This is a genomic window from Aulosira sp. FACHB-615, from assembly GCF_014698045.1.
In the GTDB taxonomy this organism is placed as follows: Bacteria; Cyanobacteriota; Cyanobacteriia; order Cyanobacteriales; family Nostocaceae; genus Nostoc_B.
The window spans coordinates 349,741-372,603 of record NZ_JACJSE010000002.1 but is presented as its reverse complement, the minus strand read 5'-3'; the positions used below and the strand labels follow the sequence as shown (position 1 = coordinate 372,603).

The window sequence follows — 22,863 nt, the reverse complement described above, 5'->3', positions numbered from 1 at the left end:
TTTTGTGAAAAAAATTACAAATATTGGGAATACTAAGAAAGTCGAGGCGATCACTGCTGCAAATCTCCGTAAATTTATTCAGGGACTCTCCATCTTATTTACTATACCCTTCCTGATTCTCTACCTAAACGAGTAGTTGAGAAATCAAATAAGATTGCTACATATTCTGGCGCGATTGATACAAAAATTAGTTTTACTTCTCGGTTATGTTCATATATCTAACTCTTTTTGATGGCAATTCTGCAAAACTTAACTACAAAAATATAATTTTGTAATTTAAGTTACGGTACGCTAAATACAGCAATGTTTGGGTATTTATTAACCTTGATAAATGAAATTATGGATACTTCTTAAATAGAATTGAGGATGTATTATCAACCGTTACATCGCCAAAATAATGCCATCAATTTAGCAAATACTAGTATTAATGACTTTTATTCTGCTCAAAATGGCTATTAGTATATAATACTAACAAAATCAGCATCTTTTCATACAACAATGGGGAAATACTATGGATAATCAAGTACAAGTTGTAAAGCTCAATGGTATTATCAACACTAACAATTCACAAATTCTTAGAGAAAATATTACTGAACTTCAAGGAACTGGTGCAAAAATTGTGCTAGTTGACTGCCAAGATGTGACATTTATGGATAGTTCAGCCCTGGGGGCTTTAGTTTTAGCTTTCAAAACATTAAGAGCTACAGGTACAAAATTAGTGCTTTGTTCTATTAATGAACAAGTGAGAATTTTATTTGAATTGACTGGTATGGATAAAGTTTTTGAAATTTTTCCTAGCCAAGATGAATTTCATCAAGTTGTACTTTCTAAAAATTAATTACTGAAATTGAATTTGTAAGATTGATAAGTCATCATCAAAATTCTCTTTGGAGTTTAAAGCAATTAGGTAATTTAGCACTTGTTCTAGTGGGCAATCAAAGGTATTTTGTATGCTGACTAATATTTGAATTAACCCATCTAAACTCCAAAGAGTTCCATCAGTTTTGGTGATTTCGTAAGCCCCATCACTAAAAATATAGAGATTGCTAAAGTCAGCAATTTGACAACAAGCATCAACATATTTTGCTTCAGGAAACATCCCCACGGGCATACCAGGAGTTCTCAATAGCTGCACTTCGGGATTTTTTGGGGATTTGCCAGATACTAATACGGCTGGCGGATGTCCAGCACTAGCATAAACTAACTGCTGGGTGACTTTGTGATAAACTCCATACCAAATGGTAAAGTATTTATCATTTTGATAATCTATCTGGAAGGTTTCATTTAATCCGCGCAGAACATCACTCGGTTGATAGTAATTTAAACTTTTTAAAGCCCGCGATCGCAGTAAATTTAACACCGAAATAGATGGGAGAGTAGCCCTAAGTCCATGTCCGGCTGTATCTAATAAATAAACTGCCAAATAATCATCATCCAACCAATAATAATCAAAACAATCACCACCAAGTTGCCGTGAAGGAATAAAGCAGGAATTAATCTTAAATGGTTCTGTGGTTGGTAAAGGTAAAAGTGAGCGCACATATTCAGCCGCTTGTGCTAGTTCTGTTTCTAAAAGCTGCTTTTGAATTTGTAAATCTCGACTTAATTGATGGAGTCTTAATCCAGCCCTAACTCTGGCTTTTAATTCGTTCTGCTCGATAGGTTTAGTGATAAAATCATCAGCACCAGCATCTAAACCCTTAACGCGATCGGCAACCGAATCTAATGATGTTAATAAAATAAAAAAACTGGTGGATAAATTCGGATCATTCTTAATATAATTACATACTTCCAGCCCGTTTAATCCAGGCATAATCCAATCACAAATAATTAGGGCTGGATGGTAGGCGATCGCTTTCTCAATGCCTTCTTCGCCATTACAGGCTGTAATCACCTCATACCCTTGTTTTTCTAACAGCCTTTTGAGAAATACTTGTATTGTTGGATCATCATCGATTACTAATATTTGTAACATAAAAATTTTGATATAATTAATTATTATTTGATATCATAAAAAATCAACAAACTAACAAATTTAAAATTTCTCAACTTTCCTAAAGTTATTTGCTGTCAGATACCCGAATTTATCAAAAAAATCAGGTATCTTTAGGAATGCCATATCTGTTCAGGAACATATCAACAATTACGGTGGCGATAAAGGATTCATCCAGAGAAGAATAGCACGCTTAAGTTGATGTAAATCGCGGTAAACTTCTTGCTTAAACCATTGTCCCAAAGCATCAAAAGGAGTGAATGAAGTACCAATTTGCCATTGAATATCTTGTCCGAGAGGAGTTGTATGAGTTCCAGGTAAGGTTTGTGCTGTAACCATTTCTGGAAAGCGTTGTTGTAAAATTTTGGTTAAAGCTGCTGATTGGTCGAGGTTATCGTTATTGAATTTAATGAGTAAATTCCGACGGATTTTATAACCTTCTTGGACAATCTTATTAGTTTCTAATGGCGAAGGTGTAAACTCAATTGCCAAACTAGAGTTGAGTTGCTCAACTAAAGGAATAGCATCTTTAGCCGCATAGTTATTAAAGGATATTAAGATATTTCCGGCTCTTTCTACAGAATACAAACTACCGATGAGTAAATGGAGTTTGCAACCCATACTATGGCCAATACCATAAGTAGGAAGATACAGCTTACGCAATAAACCAGAGTCGTGTAAGCGTTCGAGGGTGCGTTCAAAGTTTAACAAAACAGATTGGGCGATCGCTATGTGATCTAAAGTATTCACAAAGGGAGTCGCAATCACAAGATATCCCTTACTGGCTACCTCTTCCAGTAACCAACGGTAAGTTAGGTGGGGTGCAGTAGCCACAAAAGCACCCCCTAAAAAATGGACAATACCTATAGGATTTTTGGGAACCAGTACCCAGTTACCTCTAATTTCTTTCCAGTCCATGCCTGTAGGCGATCGCTTAATTTACACTTCTTTATATTAGACTGGGAACCGCGACACTGGGGAATTCATACCAAGTTGCAATCAAAGATAGTCATTTGGGTGGGGAGTGGGGAGTAGGGAGTGGGGAGTAGGGAGTGGGGAGTAGGGAGTGGGGAGTAGGAATACTATTTCTGAACGCAACTTATACCAATTTAAGAAAAGAATGTGACAGATAGAAATCAGGAAAGTCTTACTGGAGCTAGATTTCTTAATTGCGTTAGCGCAGCGTTAGCGAGGAACGAGCGTCGCGTCATTGCGAATTGGTATTAGTATCAGGAGTCAGAATCAGAGAAATACTGAGCTTTGCAGACTGAGCAACAAAAAAATGATGCGATCGCAGATTTACTCAACTCGTTTAACTCAGTTCCTTCCTGCCAAAATTTGTGCAGCACTTAAATTCAAATCAGGGAAAGTCGCAGAAATAACCCGTTCCTCTCCTCGGAATGCAACAGCATCGTAGAAACCTTCTACTAACGTGCATACTGTTACTACCTGTTGAAGATGATCAACAATCCAATATTCAGGAATTCCGCGCACAGCATACTCAGAACGCTTGTGGCGATAATCTGTCGTTTGAGTCAATTCGCTGACAACTTCTACAACCAATATGGGAGGAGGTTCATCAAGTTCAATCACAGCTTCTCGATTCAACATTGCGTCCCACTGCACAGTTAATAACACCACTACATCTGTAATGCGTGAAGTATCCCAACGTCCTCCGCGTGGCGATCGCACTCCCACAGAGAACTTTTGTGCTGTCCAATTCTTACACATCTTGGCACTTTCATCATCAAAAGTTCTTTCTAAAAACTTGGAAATACTGTCATGTTTGCCAGTACCAAGACTCATGGGGATAAGTTCTCCATCTACTAATTCATATTGAGTATCTTTGCCATCACTATACTTGAGATACTCTGCAAAAGTTAGTTTCTTAGTAGTTGCAATCATAGCGATGTTTTTAGCTCCTGCTTCCAACTATAGCAGTCACAGTAAAAGTTCCCAAAAATCTAGTATTGACTATCTTCCTTGTCCCCTTTGTCCCCCTTGTCTCCCTTGTCTCCCTTGTCTCCCTTGTCTCCCTTGTCTCCCTTGTCCCCCTTGTCTCCCTTGTCCCCCTTGTCTCCCTTGTCCCCCTTGTCTCCCTTGTCTCCCTTCTCCCCCTTCTCACCCTCACTAAAATTGCCGTCTCACCTTCATCCTTGACTTTGCAATTTTTTCATTTCATACTGCACATCTAAAGCAATCTGTAATGCTTCATTTAATAACTTGCCATGTTCACTCGCTTTTTCTGTAACTTGCATTGTTGCCAGAGCGGCTAAATTATTGGCAAATAATTCAGCATTATGAATAATAAAATTCTTATTTTCGCGCAGAATTCTTTCGGTTTTCAAAGCTCGTACTAAATCGGCTCTAGTAAATTGCAATGCAGCAATTACTTTTTCTCGTTCTTGAATACTAACTTCGTGGTTTCCCGCCGCTTCTATTTGGTCATTAATATCTATGGCTTTAATCACTGCATTATATCGGTCAACATCATTTAAGAGAATGTGCAGAGAACTAGTCATATTCTCTTTTAATATTTTCTGAATATTGCGCCACAGCAAATAGAAAATTAACTGTATGCCAGCACTACCGAAAAAACACATTAATAGTAGTAATATCCAAGACGGAATCGTGAGCCAATTGGCAAATAATTTAATAATAATATCCAGAATTAAATAAGTGAAAACAAATATAGAAAAGCTAATAAAGACTACTGTAGCGCCTTCAGAACCTTTCATTTTATATACCAATTGTTTACTAAATTCTTTTAGAGGATTAGTAATTAAAACTAGTTGATATTTGACAGGCAAATTAGTGAGTTGTTGTAATTCTTTTTGACTAATTTCTAAGCCCTGTAAATCATCACGCACAGCTTTCCCCATAATTAGCTACATAGTCATTTAATACAATATAACAATCAAATTTCCAGATTGCTAAATCAAATGTCATTTTGGCAAGAATTTTTTACTTCGAGAAAGTTAGTATAAAAACACTAGTTTTGCTTCCGCAGAAGTACTTAAAAAATGAAATATTACTAAATATTAGGCTGTCCAGAAAGTAATACAGTGATGATAAAATCCATGATAAAAATTGATACCCAAGTAGTAACAACTGCCGTTGTGGCTGATTCTCCAACTTCCTTTGCACCGCCTTTTGTAGTTAGTCCCCAACTGCAACCATTAACAGCCACCAAAATTCCAAAAATGAATCCTTTTAACAAAATAATCATTAAATCTGAGGGTTCTAAAAAATTTCTGACTGATTCTAAAAAGGCTTCTGGAACAATCTGGTAAAACTGTGATGCAGCAAATACACCGCCTATGATGCCGATAATTAAAGCAAAAATCATCATTAAAGGCATCATCAAACAGCAGGCGATGACTCTAGGTAGTACTAAATAATCTATCGGATCAGTTCTGAGCATGTAAAGTGCATCGATTTGTTCTGTAACACGCATTGCACCCAACTCAGCCGCAAAAGCAGAACCGACTTGTCCTGCAAGAATACTAGCCGTCAAAATAGGTGCTAATTCTCGGCAAAAAGCCAAAGCAAACGCACCCCCCACCGCACTCACAGCACCAAATTGAACTAATTCTCTGGCGGTTTGAATTGTAAAAATCATCCCCGCAAAACCACTCACCAGCAGCACTGGCGAGATAGAACCAGGCCCGGCTGTCACCATGTGTTCTAGAATTTTGCGATAGTAAGCTTTTCCCTGAAGCAAATGAAGTATAACTTGACCAAACAGCAAAATAGCCGCACCACAACGTACAATCCATAATTGTTCGAGATTTTGTTTCGGGGGCAATTTCCCCTCCTTCAGACTGAGTTTTGACACAGAATCATTGGGAATAAAAGATATCGCAGTTCTGTTTGATATGTGGATAAAAGAGACAAGGGAGAGAAACGCACTTTGCTGGTAGGGAAGTGCTTGTCCACACTTTTGCAGTTATACACCTTAATCAAATAGATTTTTTATTTGTTTTGAAGTTTAGCAAAACAAACTCAAAAATTATTTTGCATACTGCACTACATCCTGAAAAGCTGGCAGTCTGATGGTGGTTATACTCTAATTATGCAGGGTAATTGCTGGTTTGGGCTGATTTTTTAGCAAAATATCATAAATAGACCAACTATCTAAGGTAAGAGAATTTATTTAAAAAATGTAACCTTTTAGCTAGTTGTTGAAATTTAGTAATTTTTGGAAATATTAACTATAGATGTAGCAGCGATTTGTTACTTCTAATATTACTAAATATCATGCAGCAGGAAGATTACTGAATTACTTAAAGGAAGTATTGTTTTAGCTCATGAACGGCAATGAGCTTCCTAGTATGAAAAGCCTGTGGTTTTTCATGTTGGGTGAATTTGTCATGTCTGGGAATATTTGAATTTTTCATATTTCTACTTTGTTTTGGAGGAAATTTTCATGGGTAGTTTACTTGGTTGGTCATTAGCACAAACAACTTTGGTGGTTTTAGGAGTAGCAACGGCGGCATTTAACCCCATAGTAGTTTCGGCACAAACAACAGAGCCATCGGTGTCACCTGCGCCATCGGTGACACCTTCTCCAACTGCTGCTAGTAATTTTTCTGATGTGAGTACAGATTACTGGGCAACTCCTTTTATTCAAGCGTTAGCAGCCAGAAATGTCATTTCGGGATTTCCAGATGGTTCATTTAGGCCGAATCAAGCTGTAACTCGTGCCGAATTTGCAACAATGATTCAAAAAGCTTTTAATCAAAATCCAGTTCGGCAAATTAGTGCGGGTGGGTTTACAGATGTACCTGCTGGCTATTGGGCGGCTCCGTCAATTCAAGAAGCTTACGAAACTGGGTTTATGACGGGATATCCTGGTAATGAGTTTCGCCCTAATTTGCAAATTCCCAAAGTTCAGGCGATCGCAGCTTTGTCTAGTGGTTTAAATTTAAATACTAGCGGCAATGCTTCTGATGTTCTCACCACTTACTATACAGATGCTTCAACAGTTCCTAACTATGCAGTCAACACTGTAGCTGCGGCGACTCAAGCTAACATTGTTGTCAATTATCCCGATGTTAAACAACTTAATCCCCAAGTTCCTTTAACTCGTGCTGAAGCTGCAAGTTTGTTGTATCAAGCCTTGGTTAGACAAGGACAAGCCCAACCTCTGGCTAGTAATGTGACGGCTGCTAATTATATAGTGGCTGGCAATACTGGTAATACTCAAACTGGTAACGATATTGTTTCCGTCGCTGCATCTAATAATTCTTTTACTACCTTAACGACTTTATTACGGACAGCAGGTTTAGCTGAAACTCTACAACAACCAGGCCCTTATACAGTGTTTGCGCCTACAGATCAGGCGTTTGCTGCTTTGCCTGCTGGTACTATTGAACAGCTACAACGGCCAGAAAATAGAGAAGTGTTAGTGAAAATTCTCAGATATCATGTGGTTCCTGGCTCATTAACTTCTAGTCAACTGACACCAGGCGAATTGAGAACGGCTGAGGATCAGTCTGTAAATATCAAGGTGGACAGTGCAAATAATCAAATCGCTGTCAACGATGCACGAGTGATTCAAGCGAATGTTCAAGCTAGTAATGGTGTGATTCACGTTATTAATGAAGTTCTAATTCCACCCAACTTGAATGTGAGTCAACAACCACCAGACAACAATCAAACTACTCCTGGAAGCACAACTACGGATATTGAGGCTGGTAGAGCTACCCGTGGCGGTTCTAGTTATATTGGTGTTGCTGGTAACATCGGTTTGGGTGGAGACTCCGCTTTAAGTGAAGGAAATATTGCCGTAATTAGTAAAGTCGGGCTAACTAACTATATTTCTGTACGTCCTTCCGCCGTCTTTGGTGATGACACTGTGGTTTTAGTACCTGTAACCTTTGACTTTTTACCTCGTTCTGTTAATCCCACAGGTGAGCAACGTTTTCCTGTTTCACCTTTTGTTGGTGCTGGTGTCGCTATCGAAACTAGCAATGATGCTGATGTTGGACTGTTGTTAACTGGTGGTGTGGATGTACCGTTAGGCGATCGCTTTACCCTAAATGGTACTGTCAATGCTGCTTTTTTAGATCAGACTGATGTTGGTTTACTCTTCGGTATTGGTTACAACTTTTAATTCAATACGGTGTATTGAGGTTTAAAACGGATGGCGATCGTTTGTCTTTGCGGATGGGCGATCGCTTTTGCTATTTTCCGCAATTTTAGAATACGTCAGTTGTCAAAATCTGTTAATTAATTCTGCACACTGTCTACCATCTGAGTGTTTAACACCATCCCATTACTCATAATTACTCATTCTGCTTGGGCAACAAAGGTTCTAAACTCACCAATAATGCGGGAATTTCTACCGAAACCACATCCCACAGTATATCTAGATCGATATTTTTATAATCATGCACTAAGCGATCGCGCAAACCAGCAAGTTCCTTCCAAGGTAAAGAGGAATTTTGTTCTCGAAATTCTTTTGACAATCTTTTGGTGGCTTCTCCCATAACAGCGATCGCGTACATTACTGCTGCGATTGTTTTTTGATCCTCCACAAATTCAACTTTCGTGATTCCTGATACGAAAGAAATCGCATTTTGGCTATAGTGGTGTATATCAATCAGAGATTCTAAATCTCTATTCGCTGTCATAAATTACCTGAGATGATGAAAGTATATTTTGTTTACGTAGCCAATTGTGACTTTGCTCAACACTTGACTTTTTGACTAAATCAATCTTGCGACCAAGCAATTTTGCTAATTCCTCTTCAGCACTAAATAAATCAACTAATCTCCATTGAATATTAGGTTTGAGGATATACAGAAAATCTATATCGCTATCGGCGTTAAAATCTTCACGTAAAATTGAGCCAAATACTGATAATTCAGCAATTTGCCAGCGTTGACAAAAGTTTTCTATAGCATCCATCGGTATAGGAATTGCTAATTGTTTAGCTGTTTCCATCTGTGCTGTGTTTATGTTTGAGTGGTTCTCTATCTGGTTTTATTGGAGAAATATTCTGGCTGAGGAAGATTGCATTTTGAGCGATCGCTTGCTCTTCCAAAGCGGATGATTGTAATTGTAGCATGAGGATAATTATCCCTGTCTTGGGGTTAATGATGGCGATCGCTTTTGCTATTTTCCGCAATTTTAGGTGCATCAGACATTAAAATTCCCCTCTCCGCGTTGGAGAAGGGATGGGGAATAGATCATATCAATTGCAAGTTTTGTCAGGCGGGCAATGCTCAAGATTAGTGTAAACTCTAATTCTTACGTCATTAGCATTGCCTACCCTACATTTGGAGAATTATCTACCGATACCAACGTATTGGAAACCGGCTCTTACCATTGTTTCAGGGTCGAGGAAGTTACGACCATCAATCACGACAGGGTTGTTCATCAGTTGTGCCATTTTGGCATAATCTAGCTGGCTGAATTGTTGCCATTCGGTTACGAGAACCAAAGCATCACAACCATCGGCGAGTCTTTCAGCATCGGTTTCTACCAAAACGCCAGACAAACCATGACGCATCCCAGTTTGAGAAATAATGGGGTCGTAAGCTTTAACTTTGGCTCCTAAGCGGTTGAGTTGCTCAATTAAGTTGAGTGCGGGTGCATCGCGCAAGTCGTCGGTATCGGGTTTGAAGGTTAAACCAAGCAAGCCGACTGTTTTACCTTTGAGGATTTTTAGAACTTGCTGAAGTTTTTCCAAAGCAATCAAACGCTGACGTTCGTTAACGCTGACGGCTGATTTGAGTAGTTGAGCTTCGTAACCATAATCATCAGCAGTGTGAATCAAAGCGGAAACATCTTTGGGGAAGCAGGAACCACCCCAGCCAATGCCGGCTTGTAAGAATTTGTTACCGATGCGGGAGTCTAAACCAATGCCTTTAGCTACTTGAGTCACATCAGCACCAACGCGATCGCAAATGTTAGCAACTTCGTTAATAAAACTAATCTTGGTAGCCAAGAAAGCATTAGCAGCGTATTTAATCATCTCTGCTGAACTGAGGTCTGTAACTAGTACAGGTACAGGTGGTAAAGATTGGTCAGCAGCAAACTTGCGCTCGACAATGGGGGCATACAGTTCTTGCATCATAGCGACCGCTTTTGAGCTATTGCCGCCTAAAACAATGCGATCGGGGTTAAAGGTATCGTATACTGCTGAACCTTCACGCAAAAACTCTGGGTTGCTGACTACATCAAAATGTGCAGCCAGTTCTGGCAATTTGTCATCGCTAGGCACACCACCTGCTGGTACCAGTGATTTTTGGCGTTCTGCAATGCCATCTAAAACAATCATTCTTACCCAGTCACCAGAACCAATGGGGACTGTAGATTTGTTGACGATGACTTTATAACCGCCATTTAAATTAGCACCAATTCCACGGGCTACAGCTTCAACATAACGGGTATCACTTTCACCAGTGGGTAGAGGTGGTGTACCCACTGCAATAAACAGAATTTCACCGTGGGCGACACCAGCCGCGAGATCGGAGGAAAACTGAATATTGCCTGATTGAATGGCAGATTGCATAATTTCCGAGAGTCCTGGCTCAAAAATTGGTGATTGCCCAGACTTCATCAATTTGACTTTTTCTTCGTTGTTATCGATGCAAACTACATCATGGCCAATGTGAGCCAAGCAAGCACCTGTAACTAAACCAACGTATCCAGTACCAATTACGCAAACACGCATCTTATTAACTCCTCGCTTTCTTGGGGTGATTCTTCAAAAATGAAGTTGTCCATACGACATTTACACGCCGTTGATGAACTAATGATTCAAGTACAAGCTATGAATTCAACCTAGCTTGTACTCTGATTCAGAGCAGTTTGATCCACTGCGGGGAAGCTTAAATCCTAAGTATCACTTTTTAGGCGATCGCGGAAATCCTCTACTGTCAGTTTTAACCCCTCTTGCAGAGGAATGGTAGGTTCCCAATTTAACCAAGTTTTGGCTCTGCTAATATCAGGGCGACGGCGGCGAGGATCATCTGAGGGTAGTGGTTCAAATTTAATCTCGGCATCGGGATTCACCAAATTCTGCACAGCCTGAGCCAATTCCAGGATTGTGTATTCGTCAGGATTACCTAAATTGATGGGGCCAGTAAATTCACAATTCATCAACCGCATCAGTCCTTCTACTAGGTCAGATACGTAACAAAAACTACGTGTTTGTGTACCTTCACCATACACAGTTAAGGGGATACCCCGTAGTGCTTGAACTACCAAGTTGCTGACTACCCGCCCATCATTTTCCAACATCCGTGGCCCGTAGGTGTTAAATATTCGGGCTACGCGAATTTCAACTTTATTTTGTCTGTAGTAGTCAAATGCTAAAGTTTCCGCAATTCTTTTACCTTCGTCGTAACAAGAACGCAAGCCAATGGGATTAACATTACCTCTGTAGTCTTCAGTTTGGGGATGAACTTCTGGATCACCGTAAACTTCGCTAGTCGAAGCTAACAAAAATCTAGCTTTTACACGTTTAGCTAACCCCAACATATTCAGCGTTCCCATAACGTTAGTCTTAACGGTTTTCACTGGGTTGTACTGATAATGTACTGGCGAAGCTGGACAAGCTAAATGATAGATTTGGTCGACTTCTAAACGAATTGGCTCAGTAATATCGTGGCGGATCAACTCAAAGTTTGGGTGTCCCATCCATTTGAAGATATTTCGCTTAGTACCTGTATAAAAATTATCCAAGCAGATTACTTCATGCCCTTGGGGTATTAATCGATCAATGAGATGGGAGCCAATGAAACCAGCGCCGCCCGTCACCAAAATTCTCATAGTTTTCCTGATATTTACAGATACTAGTAGTGGCTGTTTAGCTTGTTTTTAGAATACCCAGCCGAGATACAAAAATGCAGGGCGAACACAGCTAAATTTTAGTAATGTATTTTATGAGTGACTAACTTTGTTATGTATGCAATTTTGTTACATGAATACTTACTTGCTGGACAATTCTTCTAGCAAAATAGCAAACATCACTGAAGGCTTGAGCATTTTTACCGGAGAATTCATGAAATCTTCAACAAAATTTAGCTGCTTGTAAAACCAAAATTATAATCAGTAATAGCTTTTCATCTATCTGAAGTTACAAAATTGCCGACTGCAAGTGATGGATTAGGGAAATGTCTTAAATCATAAAACTCTTGTTAGCAATGGTTTTAGATATGTTTGTGACTTGGGTATTTTCAGAGGCTTTCAGGATGACAATCGAGCAAGTCAGGTGCTTGGCGATTTGAGTCGTTAGATCACTCGTGACCAAGCCGCCAGGGATATAATAGTTACGGACAAAAGGTAATACCACCAAATCATACAATCTGGCTGCCTGTAAAATTGCCTGGGCAATATTTTCATGAGCAATCATTTGAATTTCTGGGGGATTTGGCAGGGCTAATTGGGAGACTAAAACTGTTAGTTGCGATCGCCTAGCGGCAATTTTACTAGAACTGATGCGGCGATCGCATACATTTAAAACTGTGACTTGGGCTTGATTAACCTCGGCCAACGTTTGGGCAAACTTGACAGCAGGCAATACAGGCGAAGTTAAATTTTCTAATGGAACGAGAATGCGCTGAATTTTTTGGGGGGATTCTACCAGACGTGTGACCGCTACCGCACAGTGGGAAGCCCACAATACACTATCAGTCACATTACCAAATAAACGCGATCGCAAACCAGTCCGTTTACCCCAACCCATAACAATTAAACTGGCTTGCTGCTCTCTTGCGGCTCGGCTAATTCCCGCTCCATAAGCATTATCAATCCGCAGTAGTGGTACTGTTTCAATTTTCCAGCCCAAACTCTGCTCAGTGGCTTTGGCTAATAAACGTTCACTTTTTTGCAGAGATGCTTCTAGTTGTGGTGCATCCATCTGCGCCGCAGCCGTGGCAATATGTAACGGGATAATTTTACTTTTTTCTAAGTGGGCTAATAGCGCCGCCATTTCCATTAAGTACTGCTGCGTATGAGGATTATATATTGGTACAACTATGGTGAAAATACTAGGTTTTTTAACGATTTTGGCTTCAGGTAAATTTACTGTGAGTGTTTCTGGCTGGGGTGTAGGTGTTAAAGCCACAGCTAGGTGATCTGTAAGTACAATCCCTAAAATTGATGTGATCAATACTAACGCCACTATGCTGAAAAATACTTCTGTAGAGAGCCAGCCAGCACGATACCCTAAAAAAGTCCCCACTAAGGTAATACTGACTTGGGGTAAGGATATCGACCACATAGTAAACATTTCTTGCCAGTTATAGCGATCGCAAAGTTTTGCTAACAACGCCGCTACAAATTTACTAACAATTACACTAACAAAACCTAACAAAATTAACTCTAAAACTGTAACTCGGTTGCTGCCAGCAGGCAAATTAATCAAAACACCAAGGTTAACAAAAAATACCGGAATAAATAAAACACTACCCAAAAAAGTAATTTTTTCTTTAGTGGGATTGTCACCAACTACTGTATTCACTGCCAAACCTGCTAAAAAGGCTCCAACAATTTTTGCAATTCCCAGTAATTGACAACTGATGAGGGCAATAAATACTGATAGCAAGACAAATAAAAATTTATTACCTTCATCGTCTCCAGAACGACGGAAAAATTCTTGTCCAGCCCAATCACAACCCACCCAAACAATTGTTGTATAAATAATTAACCGACCTAAATATGTGAGGATGTAAGATAAACTGAATGTCTCTGTGGGTTGGCTAGATAAGAAAATTGATAATATCAAAACAGCACCAATATCAGTTAATATCGTTGCTTTAATTGAGGTGCTAACGGCTTGATTATTAACCACTCCCAAGCTGCTGAGAATGGGATGTGCCAAAAGGGTATAAGAACTAAATAAACAGCCGATGAATAGAGATGTATTCGACCCCCAGCCGCATATCTTCCCGACTAAGATTCCCATCAGTAAAGGGATAATCAAAGTGAACCCAGCAAATTTCCAAGCTTGTTTTTGACTATGCTGTAATTGGCGCAAGTCTTGTTCTAAACCTACCAAAAACATCAAATAGATTAAGCCAATGTCAGATAGTAGGTGAATGATGGAGTCATCAGTGTGAACTAAATTCCAACCTGACGGGCCAAGTACAACTCCAGAACCAACTAAACCAACTAACCCTGGTATTCTGAGGCGCTCAAACAAAATGGGTACAGCTAAAATCACCAATAGTAAAATTGCCAAAGGAACGATTGGTTCCTGACCCAGATGGAAGTTAGGTTCTAGCGCCAGAACTGATAAGACTGGTTCCATAGGTAGGACTTCAAGTAGCGACGGTAAAACAACGATCGCTTGTTAGGCGATCGCACAATCAAAACAAATCATTATAAAAGCCACCCTGATAAATGACAAAACAGTTTATTTGAGATTACTTAAGTAATTTTTCATAAAATAACTACCTATGGGTGTATTTGACTCAAAATAAACCGTAAGCGGTCATAATCATCTTTTAACAATACACTCAGCATTCGTCCCGCTTTCACCAGCCATTCTCTGTCAGCTTTGCGTAACTGATAAACATCTCGAATAGCTGCGGCGGTTAAAGACTCAACTGGCGCACCATTTACAGACAATAATGTCCGTAAAAAATCTAATTCTTCTGTAAATTTAATAATTGCTTCCGCTTCGCAGCGATAAACCGCTTGGTGAATTTGCGGTGGGCGCGGTGGTAAATACTGATATATCCGGGGAGTTGCTGCGGAATTTTGGGTAGGCGGTGAAAAACCAACAATCGCCGCCCGAAATTCCGTTTTGAGCATAGCAAATATCTGGGGTTGTTCTTCTCGTAATTCCTGCAATGACAAACCCATCGCCACAGCCCGGTGCACAGAATCTATCGGCATAGTTGTGGCATAAGAAACCACAGCATAAACTTGATTTCCAGACTCTTCATCTACAGCACAAACCCAACTACCAAAAGGTGGCATAGCCGGAAAGCTTAAATCCTCTGGTTCCAAGCATTGTGCCAGAAATTCAGTAGTATTAGTCTCAATCACCTCCGCAATGTGGCTGGGGTGGCGATCGCTTGTCGCAAATTGTGGTAGAGGAAGACGCATGATAGTGCTGAGTGCTGAGTGCTGAGTAAAAAGTCAATAGTCCAAGGCTTGTTGACTATTGACTAAAAGCTTATTTTGCTTTTTTGCGTCCTGCTGTGGTGTCTACAGGTTCCAACTCTGACAGGCGAAAGGTAATTAATTTATCCCAATTGCCACCTTCAAACAATACAGCTACCTTGCCATCACTTACCCGTTGTACGAGTCCTTCATAGCGATAGTAGGTATCTGCGGGATTTTTAACACGAACAGTTGCTCCAGGCAGAATCATGATGTTTACCCTCGCTGGTTTACTGTTAATAGCTTAATACTTGTCCTTTGTCATTGGTCATTTGTCCTTTGCATTCCAACTATTGACTCATGACCAATGACTCATAAATAATACTTCTGCTTTTGTCGGAAGTTTGCCACCGATTCTACTATTCCTAAAGCGATGAAATTAGTCAGCATTGCAGAACGTCCATAACTCATCCACGGTAGGGGAATCCCAGCGACAGGTGCTAAACCAACAGTCATCCCCACATTTACAATCAGCTGAAATACAATCATCGACAACACACCAATTGCCAATAAGGAACCAAAGTTATCTTTGGCGGTTTGGGCTACGTGCAGCAACCGGAAGCAAATCAAGCAAAAGACAAACAGTACTACTAAACAACCCACAAACCCAAATTCTTCACCCACGGCAGAGAAAATAAAGTCTGTATGCTGTTCCGGGACGAAATTAAGTTGAGTCATCGGCCCTTTAAACAAGCCCCATCCCCAAATTTCACCCGCACCAATGGCAATCCGTGATTGAATCAGGTGATAGCCTGCGCCCAAAGGATCATGATCGGGATTAATAAATACGGTGAGGCGGTCTTTTTGATACTCTTTTAAAACATGATTCCAAGCAAAAACACCGAGTTCACCACCGCAAATATTCAAAATCCAAGAGCCAAGCGCACCCAGACCAAATCTTCGCCAAGGAAGTGTTTGCCAGCCTACAATTGCCATTGCAAATGACCAAACTACCCCTAAAGGCCCTAAAGCTAATTCTTTAAATAAGATAATTGGCTCCGATAAAGGCCAGTAAATACTAAACAAAATTGCGGAAATGACTGGAGAAATGAACAAGATCAGCCAGCCAGGATTGGCATTAGCCCAATACAACATCCCTAAAACGATCGCTCCAAATACCAAGGATGTCGCCAAATCTGGTTGTAAAAAGATTAATGCCCAAGGAACGGCAGTAATCGCCAAGGCGCGAAAGACGTTATCTAGGGAAGAAGCTGTCCGCTTGTGTAATAAGGCGGCGAGGGTAATAATAATGCCGATTTTGGCAAATTCCGATGGTTGGACATTAAAACCCGCGACGCTAATCCAGCGTTGTGCGCCTTTCGCACTCGTACCAGCCACCATCACCGCAATCAAACTCAAGTTAGTCAGACCATAAGTAATCCAATGCCACTGGAGTAGATTTTCGTAGCGGATGCGGGCTAAAAACAACGCGATAAAAGAGCCAATTCCCGCTACCAACCAATGCCACCACCAATCTGTAACAGGCTGTTTGAGTTCTGTACTAAGAATCATCAGACCGCCAAACATACTGGCTGCCACAGGTAAAAAAAATAATAACCAATCTACTTGTTGCCAAGGTTTAACCCAAGACTTCCAGCGAACTTTGGGAAGCGAACGTTTTAACAACATTGTTGTGATTTTAGAATTTAATTTGGAGAGTTAAATTTACTGAGTAAAAGAATTTAGGAGACAGTAAGTAAAATTCAGGAGGAGTTGACAAACCTGTGAATTTATTTCACAAACCAAAATACTTTTTCACTATAATTCCGCATACTTAAACAATGAGAAATTCTGACTTCTGAATTTTAACTTCTAAATTCTCAATTCATAATCTGTATTCCTAGGCAATTGCCCAGGAATCAGACAAAATTAAAAATTTATGCCGTCAGTGCAGCAACTGATACTTTACCGGCGATAGTCAGGGCGATCGCTTTTAAGGCTTTAGCCGAAGCCGAATCTGGTTGAGACACCACAATCGGCACACCACTGTCACCACCAACTCTAGTGGAAATTTCCAAGGGGACGCAGCCCAATAAAGGCACTCCCAATTCTGTAGCAGTTTTTTCACCACCACCAGAACCGAAAATATCGTACTGTTTATCTGGCATATCCGGGGGAATAAAGTAACTCATGTTTTCTACTATTCCCAAAACAGGGACGTTCATTTGCTGAAACATCCGTAATCCTTTCCGAGCATCTAATAAAGCGACGGTTTGTGGTGTAGTCACAATTACAGATCCCGCCATTGGTACAGCTTGGGCTAAAGTTAACTGAGCATCACCCGTTCCCGGCGGCATATCCACAATTAAATAATCTAGTTCGCCCCATTCCACTTGATAAAGAAACTGGCGAATCACACCATTCAGCATCGGCCCCCGCCAAATTACCGGCTGGTCTTTGTCAATCAAAAAGCCCATTGAGACTAATTTGACTCCATGATTAAAGGCGGGTTCTAACACTTCACCTTTGTCTGTGGAACGGACGGTAATTTGAGCATCTCCTAGCCCCAACATGGTGGGATCGTTGGGGCCGTAAATATCAGCATCCAGCAAACCAACTTTCGCCCCTGTTTGGGCAAGGGCGACGGCGACATTTACTGCCACTGTGCTTTTACCGACACCACCTTTACCACTGGAAACTGCCAAAATATTTTTGATCCCAGGAACCCCATTGCGATCGGGGACATTTTTTTGCTGGGGTGTTTCGGCTGTGACTTCTACCTTGACTTCCGTCACGCCTGGGAGTTTTTTAACAGCTTTTTCACAATCTTCGACAATAAATTCACGCAAAGGACAGGCTGGTGTGGTCAAAACCAAAGTAAAGCTCACCTTGCCACCGTCAATGTTAACGTTGCGAATCATATTCAGTTCTACCAGACTCTTACGGAGTTCTGGGTCTTGCACAGGCCGCAATACTTCTAAGACAGAACGGGAATCAAGGACATCGTACATAGTGTTTTCAGCATTACCGCCGTAAAAAATTTAAGAAATTTTTATTCTTACCTAATAGAATCTTAACTTTGTTGGGGAGTGGGGAATAGGGAGTGGGGAGTAGGAGTCAAAGATGAAAAAATAATTTTCGCCGTACCAAATTTCGGCTTTGGCTTCTAACCTCCAACCCCTACTCCCAACTCACCACTCCCCACTCCCTCATTTCTAAAAATCAAAACAACCATCATTCAAAGGTTTTTTCTTACTAGATACCGCTTGCACTGCGGCATTTTCTACGGCTTCAACTAAAGAACGTGCCACCCGATCAGCATAGGGGCGAGAAAATGACCAAATCAGGGGAGATAGCCAGCCTTTGAGGGTGACAGAATAAGACAAACAAGTTCCACACACCGTAGATTCCACTTGATAAGTAATTCTCTCTTCCACGCCAGGAATTGCCAGCACTCTCACACTCAACAGTTCTCTGGGATTGACCCGTTCTACAAAGATGCGGATAGGAAAGGGCGAAACGCGAGTGACTGCTTGGTAAATTAATCCGGGTTTGGGGACTAATCCGTAGGGGACATTCGTACTTTTGAGTAGGGGATGCCAGGATACATCGGTTAAGTCAACTACTTTTTGCCACAGTTCATCTACAGAAGCGTCACTAATCTCTCGATACGTCCTGACTAAAGACGCACAAAAGCGCCGACGTTTGCGGTGGATGAATTTTGATAACCAACCTCGCATTTGCCTTATCCTCCTCGCTACAGACTTGCTGGTAACTCTGGTCTGGTGAGCAATCATAATTGCCCTGACTTAACATTTCTCAATATTGGTTGCGGCATAGCAAGTACCAATTAGTCACAGATGATAACAAGGTTGCTAAGGCTGGAAACCGAGGCTTGCAGGGCATCACCATCATCAGTACGGCATATACTAACTTGCCAGAAGTTGAGCTAACACCAGAATGTTCCCATCAAGAAGTACAAAAAAAACTGAGTCAATATACAAGCCTATACGCATTTGAGGGAAAATAACTCTAGTCATACACATCAATCGTTTAAAAGTGTGACAACTAAGAAAAAAGTAGTTTGAGTAAGTCGAGCTAAAAAAACAGTTCTTATTGTCTACCAATTTTTAACGGAAAATTTCTGGGTTTTTGGCAATTGTAATTAAGGTTCGGGAATCTCTATGTTGACTAATTCGCACACCCCAACAGTAAAAGCAGCCTCATCCAAGTTCTTGCCGCCAACGGATGCTAAGGCGAGGGTGAGTCAGTTTATGAAACAGCTGCAAGACGAAATTACCCAAGCGTTGACCGAGTTAGATGGTGTGGGTAAGTTTCAAGAAGATGCTTGGGAACGTCCAGAGGGTGGTGGTGGGCGATCGCGTGTACTGCGTGAGGGCAGAATTTTTGAACAAGCAGGTGTAAATTTTTCTGAAGTTTGGGGTTCTCACCTGCCGCCCTCGATTTTAGCCCAACGTCCAGAAGCGGAAGGACACCAATTTTATGCTACAGGTACTTCTTTGGTGTTACATCCACGCAACCCTTATGTCCCCACAGTTCACTTAAACTACCGTTATTTTGAAGCTGGCCCCGTTTGGTGGTTTGGTGGTGGTGCTGACTTAACACCTTATTACCCCTTCGCCGAAGATGCAGCCCATTTCCACAAAACTGTGAAACAGGCTTGTGACGAACACCACGCCGAATATTACCCAGTATTTAAGCTGTGGTGTGATGAGTATTTTTATCTCAAACATCGCAACGAGACACGGGGTGTTGGCGGTTTGTTCTTTGATTATCAAGATGGTCAAGGTACTTTATATCGCGGCCCCAACCCCCAAGGCCCAGCAGCAAATTACAGCGACCAAGTAGGAGTAGTAGGGCAACGGACTTGGGAAGATTTATTTGCTTTTATCAATAGCAGTGGGCGAGCTTTTTTACCAGCTTACGTACCAATTGTAGAACGGCGACATGAAATAGAATATGGCGATCGCGAGCGCAACTTCCAACTCTACCGACGCGGCCGCTACGTGGAATTTAACTTGGTTTACGACCGTGGCACCATTTTTGGACTCCAAACCAACGGCCGCACCGAATCCATTCTCATGTCCTTACCGCCCTTAGTACGCTGGGAATATGGTTATCAGCCAGAACCCAATTCCCCCGAAGCCGAATTGTATAATACTTTCCTCAAGCCGCAAGATTGGATCAATTGGACAGCAACCCCCTAAGATCACATACAATATAATCCCCCCAAGTGAAATTTATCTGCCGAGAAAGTTCAGTATTGGGTGCGTTGTATAGGAATATAAAATTTTGCATATTCGTTACTTGGCACTCAGAGCTTTCAACTCAGCACTTTCATTAGTACTCAGCACTTTTTTAGTGAGTTACACTACTAAAGGTAAGCACCTAGTAAATAGGTGACTATTTTAGCTATAACTTGTTTATCTCAAGTGTCAGCACTGGATAGTCCTCTTAAGCGGTGAGTCAACTAATTTACCAAGTTTCTGTCAAGCTTTCGTGCCTCCGAAAGTCAGAATTACCAAAAAAGTAAGTTGTTTGACTCACCAATCTCAGGCTCAATCCAGCAATAGTCAATTTGAAAATGAGTGCCACGGGGATTTTTAGTGATAAAAATAGATCAAACAACCTATACCACCCAGGACGGTAACACCGTCATAGTTTTAGCACCAGCTGGTCGTCTGGATATCACCACAGCTTGGCAGTTTCGCTTAAAGTTGCAGGAATGTATTTCTAAGTTGAGTCGCCATGTAGTGGTGAATCTTGGGCAAGTAAATTTTATTGATAGTTCTGGCCTCACCTCTTTGGTAGCTGGGATGCGCGATGCGGATAAAGTCAAAGGCAGTTTCCGCATTTGCAACGTACACCCAGAAGCCAAACTCGTGTTTGAAGTTACGATGATGGACACAGTATTTGAAATTTTTGAAACAGAAGAGGAAGCCTTAGAAGGTGTTCCTCGGAGTATTGCCAGTTAATTAAGTGCTGAGTATGAATAACGGCACTAACAACCTGTGAGAAAACTGCTCAAGGCTAACAGTTAGGCTTTTTACTCAGCACTCAGCACCATCAAGAGAATACTGTTCCCGTTTAGTGTAGCGATAAGGCCCTAAAATCGCTCCCCAAGTTGCTTTGCCAGTTTCCGAGTCAATGCCTTTGTCGTAGCTGTAAAATTCTGCTGCTGTAGCTGCAAACCCCAAGGAAACTTGTACATTGTTGCCTTGATAATTAAAACAGCAACGAGTCTCGGTTGGTTGCGTAGCGACAAACTTATAGTTTTTGGGAGTTAATTCTTCCTGGGTCAGTGTCAACACACACCCTGGTAATAAATCTAATTGTTCGATTGTGAGTGTCTTGAGTAAAGCAGGATTACGACCTGCGCCACTTAAGGCACTTGGATCTTTAAGCATATAGTACTGGACTTGCAAAGGTGCATCCCAATTTTTCCCTGCCATTAACCGCATAATTCGCTGGCGATAAGGGCGGTCTAAGTTGACAATATTCGCTTGTTCGGCAAACAAGGTAATGCTGTCTTGAGTGAATAAGTTTACAGGTCTTTGCCACATCCGTAAATGGACATACCAAGCAGGTTCGGCTAAAGCTTGTTCTCGATTGTCAAATTCTCCAGCTATATAATTACCCAGAGTCATGAGAAGCGGTGAAAGGCTCATAAGTTGAGATGCACAATTCAAAATATTTGGATCAAAAATAATTCGGGAAGCAGAATAAATTCAGTAGGAAACTCAAAGCCATCACTGAGGGTATACCGCGAAATAAGCAATTCTCCCTCTGGCTCAAACTGAGTTATTAATTCGCCAATCTGAAAGAATTTGGTGTAAATTCTGCGTTGATCACGTTGATTTCCCTTATGCTACCAAATTAACCAAAGATTCTGATGAGAAAGCCGAACTTGGCAAAGTAGCCTTTAAGGGAGACAATAAAATAACTTCGCCCTTAACATTCTTAATATTTTTTTTGTGAATAACGTCCGTACTGTCTCTGATACCAAGAGAACTTTCTACTCCTTACATACCCGCCCTATCAACACAATCTATCGTCGGGTAGTAGAAGAGTTGATGGTGGAAATGCACCTGCTATCAGTAAATGTTGATTTTAGTTACAATCCAATTTATGCCTTGGGCGTTGTCACAACCTTTGACCGCTTTATGCAAGGCTATCAACCAGAAAGGGACAAAGAATCAATTTTTCAGGCTATCTGTCAAGCTGTAGAGCAAGACTCACAGCGATATAGACAGGATGCTGAAAGGTTGCAAGCTTTGGCGAAAGGTTTCGCAGTCAATGATTTAATTGCTTGGTTGAGTCAGGCTAATCATTCAGACCGTGATCCTGATTTACAATCACAATTGCAAGCGATCGCTAACAATTCTCAGTTTAAGTACAATCGCTTGTTTGCCATTGGTCTATTTTCCTTACTAGAACAATCAGATCCAGACTTGGTAAAAGATGACAAGCAACGCAATGACGCAATCAAAACAATTGCGGCTGGGTTGCATTTATCGGAAGACAAACTCAACAAAGATTTGGAGTTATATCGCGCTAATCTAGAGAAAATGTCGCAAGCACTAGCAGTAATGGCAGATATGCTCTTAGCTGACCGCAAAAAACGTGAACAGCGTCAACAGACTGCACCAGCTACTCCCCCTAGTGCTAACGAATAGCTAACATTGTTAGAGATGATTTATTAAGTAAACCTTAAATTCTAGGGTGCTTTATAGTAATGCTGAACGCACCAATAAAGATGGTGCGTTACGGCTCATTCTCAC

Annotated in this window: 22 protein-coding genes; 5 read left to right on the top strand and 17 right to left on the bottom strand. The window is 41.0% G+C overall.

The features are described from left to right. Positions 1-511: 511 nt before the first annotated feature. Positions 512-838 (top strand): STAS domain-containing protein, encoded by a 327-nt coding sequence (locus tag H6G77_RS03905; RefSeq protein ID WP_190591943.1) that lies wholly within the window; start codon positions 512-514, stop codon positions 836-838. Here the strand turns inward: H6G77_RS03905 and H6G77_RS03900 are convergent, their stop codons facing one another. The 5 genes from H6G77_RS03900 to H6G77_RS03875 all read right to left on the bottom strand — a co-directional run bounded on the left by H6G77_RS03900 (position 839) and on the right by H6G77_RS03875 (position 5,801). Continuing rightward, entirely contained in the window at positions 839-1,975 is a 1,137-nt protein-coding gene (locus H6G77_RS03900) for a PP2C family protein-serine/threonine phosphatase (RefSeq protein ID WP_190870878.1), read from the bottom strand. Positions 1,976-2,143: 168 nt separating this feature from the next. Then, a complete protein-coding gene (locus H6G77_RS03895; protein WP_190591941.1) occupies positions 2,144-2,911 on the bottom strand; it encodes a DUF1350 family protein in 768 nt (255 codons plus the stop codon). 399 nt (positions 2,912-3,310) lie between these two features. After that, on the bottom strand, positions 3,311-3,898 hold the full coding sequence (locus tag H6G77_RS03890) for a Uma2 family endonuclease (protein ID WP_190870877.1): 588 nt from the start codon (positions 3,896-3,898) through the stop codon (positions 3,311-3,313). Between the two features lie 245 nt (positions 3,899-4,143). Further along, positions 4,144-4,875, bottom strand: a complete 732-nt coding sequence (locus H6G77_RS03880) for a hypothetical protein (RefSeq protein WP_190591939.1) — start codon at positions 4,873-4,875, stop codon at positions 4,144-4,146. Between the two features lie 152 nt (positions 4,876-5,027). Beyond that, positions 5,028-5,801, bottom strand: a complete 774-nt coding sequence (locus tag H6G77_RS03875; RefSeq protein WP_190591938.1) for an ABC transporter permease — start codon at positions 5,799-5,801, stop codon at positions 5,028-5,030. Between the two features lie 621 nt (positions 5,802-6,422). On the opposite strand from H6G77_RS03875, the gene H6G77_RS03870 reads away from it, so the two are divergent. Next, complete coding sequence (locus tag H6G77_RS03870) at positions 6,423-8,111, top strand: fasciclin domain-containing protein (protein WP_190870876.1); 1,689 nt, start codon at positions 6,423-6,425, stop codon at positions 8,109-8,111. A gap of 172 nt (positions 8,112-8,283) precedes the next feature. Here the strand turns inward: H6G77_RS03870 and H6G77_RS03865 are convergent, their stop codons facing one another. The 11 genes from H6G77_RS03865 to H6G77_RS03815 form a co-directional block, all read right to left on the bottom strand. After that, positions 8,284-8,631: a DUF86 domain-containing protein gene (locus H6G77_RS03865; protein ID WP_190870875.1), complete on the bottom strand. Its 348-nt coding sequence runs from the start codon at positions 8,629-8,631 to the stop codon at positions 8,284-8,286. Continuing rightward, positions 8,618-8,944 (bottom strand): nucleotidyltransferase family protein, encoded by a 327-nt coding sequence (locus H6G77_RS03860; protein WP_190870874.1) that lies wholly within the window; start codon positions 8,942-8,944, stop codon positions 8,618-8,620. Before H6G77_RS03860 ends, H6G77_RS03865 begins: the two co-directional genes overlap by 14 nt. Continuing rightward, positions 8,931-9,140, bottom strand: a complete 210-nt coding sequence (locus H6G77_RS03855; RefSeq protein ID WP_190870873.1) for a hypothetical protein — start codon at positions 9,138-9,140, stop codon at positions 8,931-8,933. Before H6G77_RS03855 ends, H6G77_RS03860 begins: the two co-directional genes overlap by 14 nt. Before the next feature lie 147 nt (positions 9,141-9,287). Beyond that, positions 9,288-10,679, bottom strand: coding sequence for a UDP-glucose/GDP-mannose dehydrogenase family protein (locus H6G77_RS03850; RefSeq protein WP_190591935.1), 1,392 nt, complete (start codon positions 10,677-10,679; stop codon positions 9,288-9,290). A gap of 164 nt (positions 10,680-10,843) precedes the next feature. Beyond that, complete coding sequence (locus H6G77_RS03845; RefSeq protein WP_190591934.1) at positions 10,844-11,779, bottom strand: UDP-glucuronic acid decarboxylase family protein; 936 nt, start codon at positions 11,777-11,779, stop codon at positions 10,844-10,846. A 349-nt stretch (positions 11,780-12,128) separates the two neighbouring features. Then, entirely contained in the window at positions 12,129-14,261 is a 2,133-nt protein-coding gene (locus tag H6G77_RS03840; protein ID WP_190870872.1) for a cation:proton antiporter, read from the bottom strand. Positions 14,262-14,407: 146 nt separating this feature from the next. Continuing rightward, positions 14,408-15,064, bottom strand: coding sequence for an HAS-barrel domain-containing protein (locus tag H6G77_RS03835; RefSeq protein WP_190591932.1), 657 nt, complete (start codon positions 15,062-15,064; stop codon positions 14,408-14,410). A 70-nt stretch (positions 15,065-15,134) separates the two neighbouring features. Then, positions 15,135-15,332: an NAD(P)H dehydrogenase subunit NdhS gene (locus H6G77_RS03830; RefSeq protein WP_190591931.1), complete on the bottom strand. Its 198-nt coding sequence runs from the start codon at positions 15,330-15,332 to the stop codon at positions 15,135-15,137. A gap of 101 nt (positions 15,333-15,433) precedes the next feature. Then, positions 15,434-16,750 carry a rod shape-determining protein RodA gene (gene rodA / locus H6G77_RS03825; RefSeq protein WP_190591930.1) on the bottom strand — a complete coding sequence of 439 codons (1,317 nt, stop codon included), beginning with the start codon at positions 16,748-16,750 and terminating at the stop codon, positions 15,434-15,436. 248 nt (positions 16,751-16,998) lie between these two features. Continuing rightward, positions 16,999-18,072 (bottom strand): Mrp/NBP35 family ATP-binding protein, encoded by a 1,074-nt coding sequence (locus H6G77_RS03820; protein WP_190591929.1) that lies wholly within the window; start codon positions 18,070-18,072, stop codon positions 16,999-17,001. A 204-nt stretch (positions 18,073-18,276) separates the two neighbouring features. Next, positions 18,277-18,801 carry an SRPBCC family protein gene (locus H6G77_RS03815; RefSeq protein ID WP_190591928.1) on the bottom strand — a complete coding sequence of 175 codons (525 nt, stop codon included), beginning with the start codon at positions 18,799-18,801 and terminating at the stop codon, positions 18,277-18,279. Between the two features lie 444 nt (positions 18,802-19,245). Here H6G77_RS03815 and hemF point away from each other — a divergent pair, with 444 nt between their 5' ends. Further along, positions 19,246-20,289: an oxygen-dependent coproporphyrinogen oxidase gene (gene hemF, locus H6G77_RS03810; RefSeq protein WP_190591926.1), complete on the top strand. Its 1,044-nt coding sequence runs from the start codon at positions 19,246-19,248 to the stop codon at positions 20,287-20,289. 399 nt (positions 20,290-20,688) lie between these two features. Continuing rightward, complete coding sequence (locus tag H6G77_RS03805; RefSeq protein WP_190591925.1) at positions 20,689-21,057, top strand: STAS domain-containing protein; 369 nt, start codon at positions 20,689-20,691, stop codon at positions 21,055-21,057. A gap of 75 nt (positions 21,058-21,132) precedes the next feature. Here the strand turns inward: H6G77_RS03805 and H6G77_RS03800 are convergent, their stop codons facing one another. Continuing rightward, positions 21,133-21,750 carry a chromophore lyase CpcT/CpeT gene (locus tag H6G77_RS03800; RefSeq protein WP_190671060.1) on the bottom strand — a complete coding sequence of 206 codons (618 nt, stop codon included), beginning with the start codon at positions 21,748-21,750 and terminating at the stop codon, positions 21,133-21,135. A gap of 306 nt (positions 21,751-22,056) precedes the next feature. On the opposite strand from H6G77_RS03800, the gene psb29 reads away from it, so the two are divergent. After that, entirely contained in the window at positions 22,057-22,758 is a 702-nt protein-coding gene (psb29, locus tag H6G77_RS03795) for a photosystem II biogenesis protein Psp29 (protein WP_190671058.1), read from the top strand. The last annotated feature ends 105 nt before the right edge of the window (positions 22,759-22,863 follow it).